Genomic DNA, 15,718 nt, shown 5'->3' with positions numbered 1-15,718 from the left:
GTTTTCCTTTCCTCCCCCTCTCCCCCCCCCCCCCCTCCCCCCCCCCACCCCCCCCCCCCCCCCCCCCCCCCCCCCCCCCCCCCCCCCCCGACCCGCCGACCGCCAGATAGCCGCCCTCGGTGGCGACGACGTCCTCGATGCGCACGTCCGCGCCGCCCGCCGGCAGGCTCTGCGGCGCGGCCCGCGAGAAGCGCTTGAGGTCCGCCGAGAACCACAGGGCGGCCACCACGCCGCCGGGACCGCTGTCGTCGCCGGCCATGACGTACCCCTTGGGCCCGGCGGCCACCACGCGCGGCAGCACGGCGTAGCGCCCGGTCGCCCCCAGAGCGGGCGAGTCGGGGCCCTGGCGCCAGCTCTTGCCGTCGGTGGAGGTGGCGATCAACGGGCGGACGAACGCCGAGTCGGCCGTCGTGCTGCCCACGGCGAGCCAGCCGTGCTCGCCGTGGGCGACGTCGTTGAGCGCCTGCCGTCCCGCTCCGCCGAGGGCCGGTGAGTTGACGGCCTTCCAGTTCTGGCCCGTCCCGCTGGTCCAGATGCCGGCGTCGCCCTTGACCGAGCCGACGGCGACGAACGACTGCCCCGCGGCCACCAGCGCGCTGGTCTCGCGGGCCGAACGGGACAGACCGCTGATCTGCTCGAGCGGCACCGGAGCGGCGGCCTTGCCCTTGTCCGCCATCATCAGCACCGGCAGGTTGTCCAGCCCCCCTGACCGCTGGTCGCCCGCGGCCACCAGCGTGCCCGCGTCGGTGATCGCCAGGCCGCGCAGCGTGCCGGGGATCTGGCCGAGGTCGGTGCTCTCGGTCCAGTTCTTGCCGTCGGTGCTGGTGAAGACGGCGTACCGCTCCCACCCCGACTCGGCGACCGCCGCGACGCCCGCCGCGGAGGAGGCCAGGCCGCGCACGCCGGTCGCCTCGCGGCCCAGCCCGCCGATCACCCCGCACTGACGCCATTCGTCCCCGAGTTCGGAGCAGTAGACCCGCACCTCGCCCACGTTCGACTTCTGCAGGGTCGGGACCAGCAGGAAGCCCTTGCCGGCCACCGCGAGCGCGCCGGGCTCCGGACGGACGCCCGGCAGCGCGGCGGCGGTGCGCAGCCACGTCCTGCCACCGTCGGGAGAGCGCAGGATGACCGACGTCGTGTCACCCTTGCCCGGGTCGGCGAGCGCCACGACGGCGTTTCCCCGGGCCACGACCGCGCGGATGGCGCGCACCTTGTCGGTGGCGCCGATCTCGCCGGTGTCGACGCGGCTCCAGGAGAGCCCGTCCGGCGACACCCACGCCACCGGCCCGTTCCCGCCCTCCTGCAAGGTCGTGGAGCCGACGGCGACGAAGCCGCCGGCGGTGCGCGCCAGGTCGGTGATCCGGTCGCCGCTCCAGAACGCCGACAGCCGCGAAGGGTCGACCGCCGTCCAGGTACGCCCGTCGGTGCTGGTCCACATGCCCCTGGCGGCCGCGCCGGCCGCGCCGGCCGCGCCGGGGGCCTCGGTGCCCGCGGCCAGCCAGCGGCCGTCGCCTCCGGCGACCAGGCCGGCCGAACCGGCGGGCTGGTAGCCGGAGGCACCGCTCACCCGGCCGAGCTGCCAGCTCTTGCCGCGATCGGTCGAGACCAGGAACAGGGGCCGCGGCACCGGACTGGTGGTGTCGCTGCCGACAGCGACCACGGTGGAGCCGACCGAGGTCACGGCGTTGAGCACCTGGCTGGAGCCGTTGCCGCTGACGCCGGGCGGCGCCACGAACGCCTGGTCGCCCGAGCCGCCGTCGCCCGCGGCGAGCCGCAGGCCCGAGCTGGTCGGCGAGTTGACCCAGTTGACGATCACCAGCCCGAGGCCGGCCGCCGCCAGCAGCACGACCACCACGAAGATCGGGGTCAGCAGGCCGCGCCCGGACGCGCGCAGGCGCGGCCGGCGGCTCTGGCCGGCCCAACCGGGCTGGCGGGGGTTGCGGGGGCCGGGCTGGTCGCGGTGGTGACGTCCGCGCCCGCCGCGCGGTCGCGCCGGGCCGGACGCCACGAGGATGTCGGGCCGCACCGGCCGCTCGGCGGGAGGCCGGCCGACGCGCTCGCCGGAGCTGTAAGGGTCCTGTTGTGCGGACGTGCCGCCCGGCGAGGCGCCGCTGGACCGAGAGATGCCGCCGGAGGCCGCATGGCGCGAGGAGCGCCTCTCGCCTTCGGGTTCGGCCGGGATGGTCGGCTCGACCCGGATCTCCGGCCGCTGAGGCGAGACGCCCTGCGCGGGGGTGCTCGGGCGCGGCGTACGGGGAGGTCCGGAGGCGACCAGCTTGTCGGGCCGGTCGACGACGCGCCGCGGCGGCCAGGCCGGCTCGTCCTCCTCCTGCGAGGAACGCCCCTCGGAGGCCCGGTCGCCCTGCGGGGAGGGTGCGTCGGAGGGGCGGTTCTGTTGTGCGGGGTGGGCTTCGGGGGTCCAGGCGGAGGAGGTCGGCACCGGCGGCTCGGGGGACGCCCGGCCGGAGCTGTGCCGCGGCTCCGCGGCTCCGCCTCCGTACTGCCGCGCGTAGGGATGGCGGCCGCTCGACGCGGGCCTCGGCGCCTGGGCGGCGTCGTCGCCGCCGGCGGGGGGCCGCTCGTCGGGGGTCGGCGCACCGAACGGCGGCAGGGCCCACGGGGAGTCCAGGGGCAGGTCACGCGAGCGGGGATCGGAGGGTCCCGGCGGGGAGTGGTGCAGAACCTGAGGGGAGGTCCGCGCCCGGCGGTCCTCGGAAGAACGTGACGTGATGTCGCGATCGGCGTCGTCGCTCGCGGACCGCCGTGACGAGCGCGGGTCGTGGGGGCCCGAGACCACGCTCAGCACCTCCTCGTCGGCAGGCTAACCCGGTTTGAGGGCCGCACGTGGGGACCGTTCCACCGGACTCCAGCGCATCCATCGCATCCGCGACGGATCACTTGCGATCGTACCGATAACCAAACCCTGATCGATGATCACATAACCAGACAGAACCCTGGCCGCTTCTCGCCCTCGCCGGCACCGCGCACCTCCCTGGGGCCGACCACCGACCCTCATATCTTTAGGGCAACATGCCGAGGGCCCTTCTGGCGAGACCTCTCTAGTCAGATTTATCGAGAGAGAGTCTGAATTGCCCGCTTATGGGCGATTATTGCAATGACAACCGTGAAAAAAGTCAACTGGACCACCGTGCCGGAGAGGGCCTGCCATGGCACCGCGCCCTGCCGCAGGGCGCCCTCCAGCTCGCCGGCGGCCGCGGCCGGCAGGAAGCTCAGGACGTTGTTGACCACGTGCAGCGCGATGGGCGCCTCAAGCCCGCCCGTGCGCACCGCGAGCCAGCCCATCAGCGTGCCGAAACCGAAGACGTCGATGATGCCCCAGTCGGTGTAGGCGTGCAGCGAGGTGAACAGGGCCGCTCCCAGCAGGATGCCCGGCCAGGGCGTCCGCACGTACGCGCCGAAGGCCTGGAGCACCCAGCCGCGGAACATGTACTCCTCCGCCGCGGCCTGGAAGGGCACCAGCACGAGGATGACCACGAGTCCGGGCAGGAAGCGGCCCCAGCCCTCCCAGCCGAACAGGCCTCCGACGTCCTCGCCGGTCACGGCGTACGTCCCGACCATGGCGGTCTGGCCGAGGATCAGCGCCACCAGGGCCACCCCGGCGCACAGCAGCAGCCACCGCCAGCGCAGCCGTCCCGCCACCGACGAGAGCGTCCCCGGCCGCCGGCGCTGGACCAGCCAGGCGGTCAGGAACACCACCGGCAGGACCACCGCGATCGACAGCAGCAGGACGGCCAGCTCGAAGACCGGCTGCCCGAAGAGGCGGTCGTCCGCCAGCAGCACGGGCACGCCGGTCAGCTCGGCGACGACCATCCCGACGAAGATCACGATCAGGCCCGCGCCCACGAAGGCGACGGCGATGACGGCCGTTCCCACGACGGGGCGCCACCAGCGGTGCATCGCCGTGCGCCCCAGATGGTCGTAGCGCGCGCCCGAGGGCGGCGGCGTGGCCCACGGCGCCGGCGCCGGCGGCTCCTGCCACGGCCGCGGCCCCGGGTAGTACGACGGGCCGCTCTCCTGCGGCGCGCCAGGGCCGTTCGACGGGACGCCGTTCTGTGGGGTGCCGGGGGTCGCGTAGGGTTTGCCGGCCTCCTGTGAGGGGTCATGGTGGTCGGGCCGGTCCGCCGGTGGACGCTCCGGCCCTGGGGGCCTCGGCTCGGGCTGCGGCTGGTGCGCCTGCGACGGATCGTACATATACGTCATTGTCCTCGCCCCCTCCCGCCGCCCGGCGGTCGCCCGGCGCTGAAGGAGCACGTCTCCCGATCGGCGGCCGTTGTGCGCATTTCTTCATAGACGCGGCACCCGCGAAGGCTGATGCTGCATGCCATAACCCGACATATTCAGGAGCAGATCATGAAACGGCTAGGGCCATTTCACACGCTCGGCGCGGGGGTGGTCCTCGCCCTCGGACTCGGCGTGCTCAGCGCGCAGACCGCGCCGCGCACGGACGACGCCTCCGCCTCATCCGGCGTCCCGGTCGCCAAGGCCACCACGTCGGTCGCCCCCGAGCCCACGCCGACGTCCGGCGCCGGCACGTCCGCCGCCGACGCGTCCGCCGCTCCCGCCGAGGTCGCCGACCCGACGCCGAAGCGCGCCGAGTACGCGGGCGTCGCCCAGGGCAACGGCGGGCTGGTGGCGCTCTCGATCAAGAACGGCAAGGCGGTCGCCTACTTCTGCGACGGGCGCATCGAGTCCTGGCTCAAGGGCACCGCCGAGAACAACACGCTGATGCTCACCGGCAAGGGGGGCGCGGTGATCACGGCGGCGCTCGGCGACGGCAAGGCCAAGGGCAGGCTCCAGGTCGGCAAGGGCAAGTGGCGATTCTCCGCGCCGCTGGTCAAGAAGCCGTCGGGCCTGTACCGCGCGACCGCGGTCGTCCGCGGCGCCAAGGTCGTCGGCGGCTGGATCATCCTGCCCGGCGGCCGCCAGGTGGGCCTGGTGGACGTCGGCGACTCCGCCGAGCCCGCCCCCCGGCTCACCCCGGGCTCCCCGGTGACCGTCGGCGGCGTCGAGCTGCGCCCCGAGGACACCGACGCCTTCATCGACGGCCTCTGACCCGGATCCGGCCCTGCCCCGGACGTTCTCGGGTTCCCGACCGACCCGCCTCCCTCACGACAAGGAAGACCCGTCATGACCGTTCCCCAGCTCCCTCCGATCGAGCGGCGGAACCAGCCTGCGCCGGCGCAGAGCTCCGCCCCCTACCTCGTGCCGCTCCTCGTCGGCGGCCTGGTCGCCGTCGCCCTCGGCGTCTACGGGCGCGAGCACACGCCCACCGGGTACGCCGTCGGCCTGGCGGGCTTCTCCGGCGCCCAGGCCATGAAGTCGTGGCTGGCGACCGCCGCCTTCGTGCTCGCGATCGTCCAGCTCGTCTCGGCCCTCACGATGTACGGAAGGATCCCGGGTCTGCGCGCCCCCTCGTGGACCGGCACGCTGCACCGCTGGTCCGGCCGCCTGGCCTTCGTGGTGTCGGTGCCGGTGGCGTTCCACTGCCTGTACGCCCTGGGCGCGCAGTTCGACGTCACCCGCGTGCTGGTGCACTCTCTGCTGGGTTCGTTCTTCTACGGCGTGTTCGTCGCCAAGATGCTGTCGCTGCCGAAGAAGAACCTGCCCGGCTGGACGCTGCCCGTTCTCGGCGGGCTGGCCTTCGCCTCGCTGACCGGCCTCTGGCTGACCTCGTCGTTCTGGTTCTTCACGACGTTCGGCATCACGTTCTAGCCGGGCGCCGCTTCGGACCGGCCGGGCGCCGCTCGGGGCTCACGTGCCGGGCGGCTGGAAGGACCTGGTGCGGGAAAGGCCCGCGGCGCGGCCTTTGGCGGCGACGACGAGGGCCATCTTGCGGGAGGCCTCGTCGATCATCTCGTCGCCGAGCATCACCGCGCCGCGCCTGTCCACCGTCGTGGCGTGCTCGTAGGCGTCCAGGATGAGCTCGGCGTGGTCGTAGTCCTCCTGCGACGGCGAGAAGACCTCGTTGGCCGCCTCGATCTGCGTCGGGTGCAGCACCCACTTGCCGTCGAAGCCGAGCGCCGCCGACCTGCGGGCGGCGAGCCCGAACCCGTCGAGGTCCTTGATCTGCAGATACGGCCCGTCGATGGCCTGCAGATCGCAGGTCCTGGCGGCCATCAGGATGCGCATGAGCACGTAGTGGTAGGCGTCGCCCTCGGTGTAGCCGGGCGGCTGCCGCCCGACGACCAGGCTCCTCATGTTGATCGACGCCATGAAGTCCGCCGGCCCGAACACGAGCGTCTCCAGCCGGGGCGAGGAGGCGGCGATGGCGTCGACGTTGACCAGCCCGCGGGCGCTCTCGATCTGCGCCTCGACGCCGATGCCGCCGACCGGCAGGCCGATGGCCTTCTCGATCTGGGTGAGCAGCAGGTCCAGCCAGGCGACCTGGACGGCGTCCTCGACCTTGGGGAGCATCAGGCAGTCGAGCGCGTCCCCCGCCCCCTCGACGACGTCGATCACGTCGCGGTAGGTCCACGCGGTGGACAGGTCGTTCACCCGAACCACCCGCGTCTTGCCCGTCCAGTCGCCCTCGCGGAGCGCCGCGACGACGTTCTCGCGAGCCTGCTCCTTGGCCTGCGGCGCGACGGAGTCCTCCAGGTCGAGGAAGACCTCGTCCGCGGGCAGGCCCTGGGCCTTCTCCAGAAAGCGCGTGTTGCTGCCGGGCACGGCGAGGCAAGAACGGCGAGAGCGCATGCGCACACGCTAGCCTCACCGGGCGCCCGGACATCGCTGTGGGGCCGTCACAAAGGCAGGGGCCCGTTCTTGGCGCGGACGTCGTACCGCTTGCCGAGCGCTTGTACGGACAATGAGACACATAGCCTCGGTAAGGGAGATAGTCATGGCTTCTGACGCCTCAGCGGCGCTCCGGCCCGCCGTATTGTCCGATCTCATTCCCGGGAACCTGGTCCGGGACGTCGCGCTGGTCGTCGGCGCCGCGGGCCTCACGGGGCTCGCCGCCCAGGTGAGCATCCCGCTGCCCGGCACCCCGGTGCCGTTGACGCTGCAGACGTTCGCCGTCCTGCTGGCGGGCGCGTCGCTCGGTCTGCCCCGTGCTTTCCTCGGCATGTCGCTGTACTTGCTGATCGGGCAGCTCGGGGTGCCGTGGTTCGCTCCTTCCGGCGGCAACGCGACGCTCGGGTACGTCGTCGGTTTCGTCCTCGCGGCCTCGGTCGTCGGCGCGCTCGCCCGCAGGGGCGGCGACCGCACCCCTGGACGCACCGTCGCCACGATGACGCTGGGCACGCTGCTGATCTACGCCGTCGGGGTGCCGTGGCTGATGGCGGCGACCGGGCTGGACCTTCCCGCCGCCTTCGCCGCGGGCGTCGTGCCGTTCCTGATCGGTGACGCGATCAAGGTCGTGGCGGCCTCCGGCCTGCTGCCGGCCGCGTGGAAGCTCGCCGGCCGCTGAACCTCCGCGCCGCTTCCGGGCGCTCTCGCACGAGAGCGCCCGGGGCGGTTCGCCACCGCCTGCCGGACGAGGCGGGCAGGCCGTAGATTGCGAGATATGAGTCTCTCGCTGATCGAAGAGGGCGCCAAGAAGTCGGGCATCGTGTGGATCTCGCTGCCGGGACGCGACCGGCTGGCGTGGCACGTCTGGCACGACGGCGCGATCTATCTGGTCACCGGCGGCGGGGAGCAGTCCTTGCCCGGCCTCACCGACGCCTCACGGGTGCGGGTGACGCTGCGCAGCAAGGACAACGGCGCCGAGCTGGTCTCCTTCGACGCCGGCGTCGAGCTCGTCGATCAGTCCGCGCCGTCGGAGGCCGAGGCCGGGGCCGTGGCGGCCCTGGCCAAAGAGCGGCTCAACGCCTCCGACGCGGCGGGGCTGGCCGGCCGGTGGGCCGCCTCCGGCGCCTCGATCGTCCGGCTGACGCCCGACGTGGCGGTCTGAGCCAGCAGCGCCCCGCCCAGTACGATCGCGCCGCCCACGATCTGCGCGGCGCCGAGCCGCTCGGCGAGCACCGCCCAGGCGATCACCGCGCCGGTGACGACCTCCAGCGATGACACGGTGGCGCCGATGGCGGCCGACAGGCGCCGCACCGCGGTGACGCCGGTGACGTACGCCAGGACGGTCGCGACCGCGATCAGCCACAGCGCTGCGGCCAGCACGGGGATGTCGCGGCCGTTGACGGTGACGGTGGTCCCGAAGGCCTCCCAGGGGATGTTCCACGCCTGGGAGAGCGGCGCGAGCACCAGCGCGGCGCCGGCCATGCCCCAGGCGATCAGGCCGAGCGGGTCGATGTCGTCGCCGTAGCCGTCGCTCATCAGGAAGTACCCGGCGCAGCACGCCGAGGCGACGAGGCCGAGCAGCAGCCCGACGCCGTCCAGGCTCATGCCGTGCCAGACCTCCACGACGACGCCGAGGCCGGCGAGCACGACCACCGCCCCCGCGTACGCGGAGCGGGCCAGCCGGACGCGGCGCACGAACCGCACCCAGCAGACGACCAGCACCGGTGAGGCGTACTCCAGCAGGAGCACCACGCCGACCGGCAGCCGGGTGATGGCCAGGAAGAACAGCGCCTGGACCCCGGCGACGGCGATCAGGGCGTACGCGGCGAAGAAGCCGCCCCGGCCCTGCGGGACGCGCAGGGCCCTCGGCCGGAACACGGCGAGGATCGCGATCAGCAGCAGCGCGGCGCCCGCCATGCGGACCCATACCGCCTGGAGGGGCGTCAGCCCGCCCATTCCCACGAGCTTCGCCATGGACCCGGAGAAACCGAAGCACGAGGCCGACACGACGGCTATCGCGAGCGCTCCGCCTTTCCTACGCACGCAACCACCCCTGTAATTACCGTTAGACACTTTTGATGCTGTCATACGGCGTTCGCGCAGATCAAGGAGCGACCGTACGCTGAGACGGCTTTTACGGGGGGCGGGCGCGGCGCGGACGCCGCGACCTCGTACCCTGCGACAGGTGAGGATCTTCGTCGCCCGGCTGGCCGGCACCCCGGTGTTCGACCCCGCAGGCGACCAGATCGGCCGGGTGCGGGACGTGGTCGTGGCCATGCGCCCCAACGACCCGCCCCGCGTGCACGGCCTGGTCGTCGAGGTGCAGCCGCGCCGCCGGGTGTTCCTGCCGATCACCCGGGTCCGCAACATCGAGGCGGACGCCGTCATCTTCACCGGCGCCATCAACCTGCGGCGCTTCGAGAAGCACACCACCGAGTCCCTGGCCATCGGCGAGCTGCTCGACCTGGCCGTCGAGCTCGGCGGGCAGCGGGCCACCGTGCTGGACCTGGCCATGGAGCAGAGCAGGACCGGCGAATGGCTGGTCACCAAGGTCGCGGTGCTGCGCGGCGCCGGGCGGGGACTGCGGCGGCGCCGCGGCGAGACCCTGGTGGTCGACTGGGCCGAGGTCGCCGGGTTCGGGGCGGTCCAGGCCGACCAGGGGGCGGCCAACCTGCTGGCCGCGTTCGAGGAGACCCGCCCCGCCGACCTGGCCAACGCCCTGCGCCACCTGCCCGACAAGCGGCGCGCGGAGGTCGCCTCCGCGCTGGAGGACGAGCGGCTCGCCGACGTGCTCGAGGAGCTGCCAGAACGCGACCAGATCGGCATTCTCAGCCGGCTGGACGCCGAGCGCGCGGCGGACGTGCTGGCCGCCATGGACCCCGACGACGCCGCCGACCTGCTGCAGGACCTACCGCAGGCGCAGGCGGAGGCGCTGCTGGCGCGCATGGAGCCCCGCGAGGCGGCCCCGGTGCTGCGCCTGCTCACCTACGCGGAGAACACCGCGGGCGGCATGATGACGAGCGCGCCGATCGTGCTGCCGCCGCACGCCACGATCGCCGAGGCGCTCGCCGAGATCCGGCGCCAGGACATCACCCCCGCCGTCGCCGCCCAGGTCTACGTCGCCCGGCCGCCGAGCGAGACGCCGACCGGCAAGTACCTGGGTGTGGCGCACTTCCAGCGGCTCCTGCGCGAGCCGCCCTCCTCGCTCGTGGGCGGCGCCATCGACGGCAGCATCGACCCGATCCGGCCGCACCTGCCCCTGCCCGCGGTGACGGCCTACCTGGCCACCTACAACCTGGTCGCGGCCCCGGTGGTGGACGAGCTGGGACGGCTCGTCGGCGCGGTCACCGTGGACGACGTGCTGGACCACCTGCTGCCGTCCGGCTGGCGCGAGCGCGACGAAAGGGAGCCGAACGGGGAAGAGGCCTCAGAGAGCGGCGACGGAGCGGCCGGGGAGGTGGACGGTGGCGGTTAACCGGCTGGATCAGCCTCGCGAGATCCGCCGTACCATCCGCCCGCACTACGACCCCGAGGCGTTCGGCCGGCTGTCCGAGCAGATCGCCCGGTTCCTCGGCACGGCGCGCTTCCTGGTGTACATGACCGGGTTCATCACGATCTGGGTGCTGTGGAACGCTCTGGCCCCCAGAAACCTGGCGTTCGACCCCTACCCGTTCATCTTCCTGACGCTGATCCTGTCGCTCCAGGCGTCGTACGCGGCCCCGCTGATCCTGCTGGCCCAGAACCGCCAGGCCGACCGCGACCGGGTGCAGGGCGAGCAGGACCGGATGGCGAGCGAGCGCAACCAGGCCGAGGTGGAGTACCTCACCCGGGAGATCGCCGGCCTGCGCCTGGCGCTCGGCGAGCTGGCCACCCGCGACTACATCAGGGGCGAGCTGGAGCGCCTGCTGGAGGAAGTACGCGAGTCACCCGCCCGCGAGGACGGCGCCGGAGGTCATCGCGGGTAGCCGCGGCCGCGGCGCGCCGCCGGCGCCCGGACCGACGGGAGAACACGCTTTTTCCGCGGCAGAGGAGAGGCGGAGTTCGTAGGATCGGCGCTGGGTTCGTAGCATGGATCCATGGCACCCACCCCAGAATTGGTGACGGCCGCCCTGGCGACGGTCAACGACCCGGAGATCCGCCGGCCGATCACCGACCTCGGCATGGTCAAGAGCGTCGATATCTCCCCCGACGGGGTGGTGCGGGTCGGCGTCTACCTCACCGTCGCCGGATGCCCCATGCGCGACACGATCACCCGTGACGTCACCGCCGCGGTGTCCAAGGTCGAGGGCGTCGCCGGCGTCCAGGTCGACCTGGACGTCATGAGCGCCGAGCAGCGCCAGGGCCTGCAGACCAAGCTGCGCGGCAACCGGGGCCCCGAGAAGGAGATCCCCTTCGCCAAGCCCGGCTCGCTCACCCGCGTCTTCGCCGTCGCGAGCGGCAAGGGCGGGGTCGGCAAGTCGTCGGTCACCGTCAACCTGGCCGCGGCGATGGCCTCCTCCGGCCTGAAGGTCGGCGTCGTGGACGCCGACATCTACGGTCACTCCGTCCCCCGCATGCTGGGGGTGAGCGACCGGCCGACCAAGGTCGAAGACATGATCATGCCGCCGGTCGCGCACGACATCAAGGTCATCTCGGTCGGCATGTTCAAGCCCCCGGGCAACAGCCCGGTCGTCTGGCGCGGCCCGATGCTCGACCGGGCGCTGCACCAGTTCCTGGCGGACGTCTACTGGGGCGACCTCGATGTCCTGCTCATGGACCTGCCCCCGGGCACCGGCGACATCGCGATCTCGGTGGCGCAGCGCATGCCCGGCGCCGAGATCCTGGTCGTGACCACCCCGCAGCAGGCCGCCGCCGAGGTGGCCGAGCGCGCGGGGTCGATCGCCTCGCAGACCCACCAGCAGATCGCCGGGGTCATCGAGAACATGGCGTGGCTGCCCTGCCCCCACTGCGACGAGCGCATCGCGGTCTTCGGCGAGGGCGGCGGACAGGCCGTCGCCGACGGCCTCACCCGCACTCTGGGCACGCGCGTCCCGCTGCTCGGCCAGGTGCCGATCGACCTGCGCCTGCGCGAGGGCGGCGACGAGGGCAAGCCGCTCGTCCTCACCGACCCCGACTCCCCGGCCGCCACCGAGCTGCGGCGCATCGCCGACGGCCTGAGCAAGAGGTCCAGCAGCATCAAGGGCCTCCAGCTCGGCCTGTCGCCCTCCGGCCGCTGACCGGCCGTCCCGCCCCGCCGGGGCCGGGACGTGCCGCCCCCCGGTCCCTGCCCTGAGGCAGGCCAGGGGGCCTGCGACGCGAGAAGGGGCCGCTCCCGGACGGGAGCGGCCCCTTCTGCATGTTCTTCATGCCTCGTGGCTCAGGGCGGCCTGAGTGCGGCGCGGCTCAAGACGGCCTGAGAGACGGCTCAGGTGGCCTCGGAGTCGTACGGGGGGATCTCGCCATAGCCGAGCTCACCGGCCGCCGTGGTGGCGTAGGAGTCCACCGTGCTGCCATAGGCGTCGGTGTACGGCTCGCTCTGGCCGGGGCCGTGGTCGTCGGCGGCCGGTCGCTTCCAGTCGTCCTCCAGATCTTGCAGGAGGTGCTTCCTGACGAAGTTCTTCGGATGCAGATCGGTCGGGTCGAAGTTCGCGAATTCGGGGCCCAGGTTGTCCTGCAGGTCGCTCTTGGCGTTGTTGGCCATCTGGCGGATCTGCCGCAGCGTGCGGCCCGCCTGGGCGGCGGCCTGCGGCAGCTTCTCTGGGCCGAAGACGAGAAGGGCGATGACCACGAGTGCCAAGACCTCAGGCCAGCCGAGTCCGAACACGGCGATCTCCTACGCTTTCCTACGCCCACGCCTGCCGTCGGCCGGGCTCGTCCGAGGGGCGACATGGCTCCCCCCAGAGTAGTGCCCGGTCCGGCATGAGGCGCAATGAGGACGGCCTGATCATGACGGCTGCGGCGTCGGCACGGGGACGGCGTCGATGGTCGCGGTCGTGGTGCGTTCGCCGCCGTCCCGCTGGTACTTGATGGTCACCTTGTCGCCGGGCGCCTTGCTGCGGATGGTGACGATCAGCTCCGACGGCTGGGTCACCGGCGTGCCGTCGACCTCCAGGATGACGTCGCCGGGCTTCAGCCCCGCCTTGTCGGCCGGGCCGCCGGGGATGACCGGCTGCTGGCCGCCCTGCGCCGCGGTGGCGATGCGGACGCCCTCGCCCTGGTAGTTCTCGTCGATCGAGACGCCGATGCGGGACTTCTTGGCCGAACCCGTCGTCACGAGCTCCTCGGCGATGCGCCGGACGTGGTTGACCGGGATGGAGAACCCGAGCCCGATGCTGCCGCTCTGCCCGCCGAGGGAGGAGTTGCCCAGCGTCGCGATGGCCGAGTTGACGCCGATCACCTCGCCCGCGCCGTTGACCAGCGGGCCGCCCGAGTTGCCGGGGTTGATCGCGGCGTCGGTCTGGATGGCGTTGATGAACGACGACTCCGACCCGCTCTCGCCGCCGGCGGTGACCGGGCGGTTGAGCGAGCTGACGATGCCCGTGGTGACCGTGCCGGACAGTCCCAGCGGGGAGCCGATGGCGATGACCGGGTCGCCGACGACGACGCGGTCGGAGTTGCCCAGGGTGATCTCGGGGGCGCCGAAGGTGTCGGCCGGCTTGACCACCGCGATGTCGGAGCTCGGGTCGCGGCCGACGATCGTGCCCGTCGATGACTTCTTGTTGTTGAACATCACCTTGATGTTGCCGGTCTGCGCCGCGGCGGCCACCACGTGGTTGTTCGTGACGACGTAGCCGCCCTTGATCAGGAAGCCGGAGCCGGTGCCCGCCTCGCTGTTGCCCCGCACGTCGAGCGAGACGACGCTCGGCAGGACCTTCGCGGCGATGCCCGCCACGGACTCGGGAGGACGGTTGACCACGACGCCGGTCGGCGTGCCGAGGGTGTAGGACGGGTTGAGGCCCGGGCCGCCCGACCGGGTGAGCAGGTAGGTGCCCAGGCTGCCGAGCGTCGAGGCCACCACGGCGATGACGACGGCGATCACGGCGAGCGCGCCGGTCTTCGGCCCGCGGGAGCCGCCGGCACCGACGCCGGCGGCTGGCGCGCCCGGCGGCGGCGCCCAGCCGGGCCCCATGCCGAAGGCGCTGCGCGGAGGAGGAGGCGGCGGGGGCCCGTACGGCCCCCCTGGCGAGGGCGGGAGCGGCCCGCCCGACGGGTTGCCCCAGCCGGCGCCCTCTGGCGGGCGGCCGCCGGGGACCCTGCCCTCGGAGCCGAACGACGCGGAGGCCTCGCCGGCGAACGGGATGGGGCCGGTCGGCTCGCCGGAGCGCGGCGCGGGCCGGTCGCCCTCGCCTCCGAACGGCATGCCGCCGCCGGCGCCGAAGGCGTCCCGCCGGGAACCGCCCTCGCCGGCGAACGGGTCGCGCGCGGAGGCGGACTGCTCGCCCGCGAAAGGATCGTGCCCTGGACCGCCGGACGGCCAGGTGTCGGAGGCCGGCAGGAACTCGGGCCTGACCCGCATGCCGCCGTCCGGGGATCCCGACGTCGAGCCATCCTCGGACCGCTGGGGTGGAGTGGCCACGTCCCCGCTGTCGAAGGTACGTGTCTCGTCGGTCATCGAAGGCTCACTCCCGAGGCCGGTCTACGTGGCTACGCCAGATTCTCGCTCGGACCGCATACGAGCGCCGTAAACGTCCCCACGAGTCCTTCCGATCGTATGCCCGCGATGGCCGTGACGTGACCCAGGCGGCGGCGGGTTCAGGGCCGTTGAGTCGGCGTGACGGCCCGTCCGGGTGCGAGCGGCCCGGCCGGGACGGTCGCCCTGTGCTGGTTGGCGAACATCTCGACCGGCGGCGACGGCGGCCGGTTGTTCACGCCGCCGACCATGAACAGCGTGCCCAGCGCGACGGCCGCCGAGGCGACGCCGACCGCGACGTACCCGGCCCTGCGGCCGCGCTCCTCGCGTCCAGGCCCGGCGAAGCCGCCGCGGCGGCGCGGGCGGTTGTCGGCGGGAGCGCCGCTCAGCGAGTAGGACGGAGCGGGAAAGGGGCGGACGCGCGGCGGGAGCGGCCCCCCCGGCTCGGACATCCGCAGCAGCGACATGGTGAGATCCGCCGGGACGGCGGGCGGGTCGAGTGACTTCAGACGGCTCTTGAGCGCGCGCATCGACTCAAGCTCGGCGCGGCAGTCCGCGCAGAACGTCAGATGCGCCAGCGCGCGTTCGCGCTCGGCGTGGCCGAGCTCGCCGTCGATGAGCGCCGAGGCGCGCTCTCCGAGATGGCTCATGCTCCCTCCCTGCTTACGGTCGGGGGGAGTTCGCCGCGACGCGGCGCGCGGTGTTCCAGCGCCTCACGCAACTGACTGCGACCGCGATGGATCCGGCTGCGGACGGTGCCCAGCTTCACGCCGAGCGTCGCCGCGATCTCCTCGTAGGACAGACCTTCGATGTCGCAGAGCACCACCGCCGCGCGGAACTCGGGCTGGAGCGAGTCGAGCGCCGCCTGGATGTCCGGTTCGAGCTGGGCGTCGTCGAACACCTGCGCCGGGGACGGCTCGCGTCCGCGCAGACGTTCACCCGCGTCGTCGCCGAGCCCCTCGAAGCGGATGCGCTGCCTGCGCCGCGCCATGTCGAGGAAGAGGTTCGTCGTGATGCGGTGCAGCCAGCCTTCGAAGGTGCCCGGGGTGTAGCTGGACAGCGACCTGAACACCCGGACGAAGACCTCCTGGGTGAGGTCTTCTGCGTCGTGGACGTTGCCGGTCAGCCTGTAGGCGAGGCGGTAGACGCGCGCCGAATGGGCGCGGACGACCTCCTCCCAGGTCGGAGGCGTCCAGCCTCCATCGGGCAGCCGGGAGTCTCCCCCCGGCGACGCACTGTTGGGAGCATCGGCCTGGTGGTTGTCCTCCACCAGCACTCCTCTCTCCGGGACCACCGCTACAGCCATAGTGCCTGCTTTCGTCCCTTCCTGCGTACCCGCCGACCAATGAAGCCGGACCG

At 72.9% G+C, this 15,718-nt stretch carries 13 protein-coding genes and 1 pseudogene; 6 read left to right on the top strand and 8 right to left on the bottom strand.

The window, feature by feature from the left end; all coding sequences use genetic code 11:
- Together ACZ6QO_RS33940 and ACZ6QO_RS33935 are read right to left on the bottom strand one after the other, a co-directional pair.
- Nucleotides 1-2,806, bottom strand: a pseudogene (locus tag ACZ6QO_RS33940) (hypothetical protein); the annotation flags it as partial.
- 263 nt (nt 2,807-3,069) lie between these two features.
- Nucleotides 3,070-4,212 (bottom strand): lysostaphin resistance A-like protein, encoded by a 1,143-nt coding sequence (locus ACZ6QO_RS33935; protein WP_465856923.1) that lies wholly within the window; start codon nt 4,210-4,212, stop codon nt 3,070-3,072.
- A gap of 159 nt (nt 4,213-4,371) precedes the next feature.
- Here ACZ6QO_RS33935 and ACZ6QO_RS33930 point away from each other — a divergent pair, with 159 nt between their 5' ends.
- A complete protein-coding gene (locus ACZ6QO_RS33930; protein ID WP_465856921.1) occupies nt 4,372-5,073 on the top strand; it encodes a hypothetical protein in 702 nt (233 codons plus the stop codon).
- A 75-nt stretch (nt 5,074-5,148) separates the two neighbouring features.
- Nucleotides 5,149-5,733: a DUF6529 family protein gene (locus ACZ6QO_RS33925; RefSeq protein WP_465856919.1), complete on the top strand. Its 585-nt coding sequence runs from the start codon at nt 5,149-5,151 to the stop codon at nt 5,731-5,733.
- A 39-nt stretch (nt 5,734-5,772) separates the two neighbouring features.
- Here the strand turns inward: ACZ6QO_RS33925 and ACZ6QO_RS33920 are convergent, their stop codons facing one another.
- Complete coding sequence (locus ACZ6QO_RS33920; protein WP_465856917.1) at nt 5,773-6,714, bottom strand: HpcH/HpaI aldolase/citrate lyase family protein; 942 nt, start codon at nt 6,712-6,714, stop codon at nt 5,773-5,775.
- Between the two features lie 145 nt (nt 6,715-6,859).
- Between ACZ6QO_RS33920 and ACZ6QO_RS33915 the strand changes: the two genes are divergently transcribed.
- Nucleotides 6,860-7,429, top strand: a complete 570-nt coding sequence (locus ACZ6QO_RS33915; protein WP_465856915.1) for a biotin transporter BioY — start codon at nt 6,860-6,862, stop codon at nt 7,427-7,429.
- A gap of 335 nt (nt 7,430-7,764) precedes the next feature.
- Here ACZ6QO_RS33915 and ACZ6QO_RS33910 read toward each other — a convergent pair whose 3' ends face one another.
- Nucleotides 7,765-8,838 (bottom strand): EamA family transporter, encoded by a 1,074-nt coding sequence (locus tag ACZ6QO_RS33910; RefSeq protein WP_465856913.1) that lies wholly within the window; start codon nt 8,836-8,838, stop codon nt 7,765-7,767.
- A 97-nt stretch (nt 8,839-8,935) separates the two neighbouring features.
- Between ACZ6QO_RS33910 and ACZ6QO_RS33905 the strand changes: the two genes are divergently transcribed.
- The 3 genes from ACZ6QO_RS33905 to ACZ6QO_RS33895 all read left to right on the top strand — a co-directional run bounded on the left by ACZ6QO_RS33905 (nt 8,936) and on the right by ACZ6QO_RS33895 (nt 11,966).
- Nucleotides 8,936-10,225, top strand: coding sequence for a magnesium transporter MgtE N-terminal domain-containing protein (locus ACZ6QO_RS33905; protein ID WP_465856911.1), 1,290 nt, complete (start codon nt 8,936-8,938; stop codon nt 10,223-10,225).
- Entirely contained in the window at nt 10,215-10,715 is a 501-nt protein-coding gene (locus ACZ6QO_RS33900) for a DUF1003 domain-containing protein (RefSeq protein WP_465856909.1), read from the top strand. Before ACZ6QO_RS33905 ends, ACZ6QO_RS33900 begins: the two co-directional genes overlap by 11 nt.
- Before the next feature lie 111 nt (nt 10,716-10,826).
- Nucleotides 10,827-11,966, top strand: a complete 1,140-nt coding sequence (locus ACZ6QO_RS33895; RefSeq protein ID WP_465856907.1) for an Mrp/NBP35 family ATP-binding protein — start codon at nt 10,827-10,829, stop codon at nt 11,964-11,966.
- Between the two features lie 188 nt (nt 11,967-12,154).
- Here ACZ6QO_RS33895 and ACZ6QO_RS33890 read toward each other — a convergent pair whose 3' ends face one another.
- The 4 genes from ACZ6QO_RS33890 to sigE form a co-directional block, all read right to left on the bottom strand.
- Entirely contained in the window at nt 12,155-12,553 is a 399-nt protein-coding gene (locus tag ACZ6QO_RS33890; RefSeq protein WP_465856905.1) for a sec-independent translocase, read from the bottom strand.
- A gap of 120 nt (nt 12,554-12,673) precedes the next feature.
- Nucleotides 12,674-14,341: a S1C family serine protease gene (locus ACZ6QO_RS33885; RefSeq protein ID WP_465856903.1), complete on the bottom strand. Its 1,668-nt coding sequence runs from the start codon at nt 14,339-14,341 to the stop codon at nt 12,674-12,676.
- A 140-nt stretch (nt 14,342-14,481) separates the two neighbouring features.
- Complete coding sequence (locus ACZ6QO_RS33880) at nt 14,482-15,009, bottom strand: anti-sigma factor family protein (RefSeq protein ID WP_465856901.1); 528 nt, start codon at nt 15,007-15,009, stop codon at nt 14,482-14,484.
- The gene (sigE, locus tag ACZ6QO_RS33875; protein WP_465856900.1) at nt 15,006-15,665 is read right to left on the bottom strand and encodes an RNA polymerase sigma factor SigE; all 660 of its coding nucleotides are present in this window, start codon (nt 15,663-15,665) and stop codon (nt 15,006-15,008) included. Before sigE ends, ACZ6QO_RS33880 begins: the two co-directional genes overlap by 4 nt.
- Nucleotides 15,666-15,718 lie beyond the last annotated feature (53 nt).

The organism is Sphaerisporangium sp. NPDC049457, from assembly GCF_055586705.1.
This window is presented reverse-complemented; position numbering and strand designations above follow the sequence as displayed.

What these genes read in the sequence shown, in the direction of transcription:
- ACZ6QO_RS33935 (WP_465856923.1), bottom strand. Translation starts at nt 4,212, where the DNA reads ATGTACGATCCGTCGCAGGCGCACCAGCCGCAGCCCGAGCCGAGGCCC.
- ACZ6QO_RS33930 (WP_465856921.1), top strand. Translation starts at nt 4,372, where the DNA reads ATGAAACGGCTAGGGCCATTTCACACGCTCGGCGCGGGGGTGGTCCTC.
- ACZ6QO_RS33925 (WP_465856919.1), top strand. Translation starts at nt 5,149, where the DNA reads ATGACCGTTCCCCAGCTCCCTCCGATCGAGCGGCGGAACCAGCCTGCG.
- ACZ6QO_RS33920 (WP_465856917.1), bottom strand. Translation starts at nt 6,714, where the DNA reads ATGCGCTCTCGCCGTTCTTGCCTCGCCGTGCCCGGCAGCAACACGCGC.
- ACZ6QO_RS33915 (WP_465856915.1), top strand. Translation starts at nt 6,860, where the DNA reads ATGGCTTCTGACGCCTCAGCGGCGCTCCGGCCCGCCGTATTGTCCGAT.
- ACZ6QO_RS33910 (WP_465856913.1), bottom strand. Translation starts at nt 8,838, where the DNA reads ATGACAGCATCAAAAGTGTCTAACGGTAATTACAGGGGTGGTTGCGTG.
- ACZ6QO_RS33895 (WP_465856907.1), top strand. Translation starts at nt 10,827, where the DNA reads ATGGCACCCACCCCAGAATTGGTGACGGCCGCCCTGGCGACGGTCAAC.
- ACZ6QO_RS33885 (WP_465856903.1), bottom strand. Translation starts at nt 14,341, where the DNA reads ATGACCGACGAGACACGTACCTTCGACAGCGGGGACGTGGCCACTCCA.
- ACZ6QO_RS33880 (WP_465856901.1), bottom strand. Translation starts at nt 15,009, where the DNA reads ATGAGCCATCTCGGAGAGCGCGCCTCGGCGCTCATCGACGGCGAGCTC.
- sigE (WP_465856900.1), bottom strand. Translation starts at nt 15,665, where the DNA reads ATGGCTGTAGCGGTGGTCCCGGAGAGAGGAGTGCTGGTGGAGGACAAC.